Source organism: Rhodovulum viride, assembly GCF_003265965.1.
In the GTDB taxonomy this organism is placed as follows: domain Bacteria; phylum Pseudomonadota; class Alphaproteobacteria; order Rhodobacterales; family Rhodobacteraceae; genus Rhodovulum; species Rhodovulum kholense.
This window is the reverse complement of record NZ_MUAV01000212.1, coordinates 1-371: the sequence shown is the minus strand read 5'-3', so window position 1 is coordinate 371 and position 371 is coordinate 1. Positions and strand designations below refer to the sequence as shown.

1 protein-coding gene is annotated in these 371 nt (G+C 69.0%); it reads right to left on the bottom strand.

All coding sequences use genetic code 11. The annotated features are described in order from the left end of the window. Positions 1–88 precede the first annotated feature (88 nt). Positions 89–371: hypothetical protein (locus BYZ73_RS21905; protein ID WP_075783949.1), on the bottom strand; the 283-nt coding region annotated here is incomplete at its 5' end.

Sequence of the window (371 nt, the reverse complement as noted above, 5' to 3'; positions counted from 1 at the left end):
TCGAAGACGCGGGCCGCGGCGCGGGCCCGGCCCGCGCGCAGCTGGTTGAAGCGTCCGGCGACGCGCCAGTAGATCCGAATTGCCAGTGTCATGCCGTTTGCTCCGGGTCGAAGAGTTCGAAGACGGTCTCGGCGCCCGCAAGCGCCAGCACCGCCAGGACGTAATGCAGCCCCGGCGCGTTCTCGGACCGCAGCCAGTTCCGCACCGTGCGCGGGTTCACCGGCCGCTGCGCCGTGGTCAGCGCCTCGGCCACCAGATCGGCCAGCTCGGCCTCGCTGGTCGCTTCGGGGAAAGACCGCCACAGAAGCGAGGCGAACCACTTCCGCTCCCGCTCCTGCGGGTCGCGCAAATTCTGGAAGGACTTTTGCATA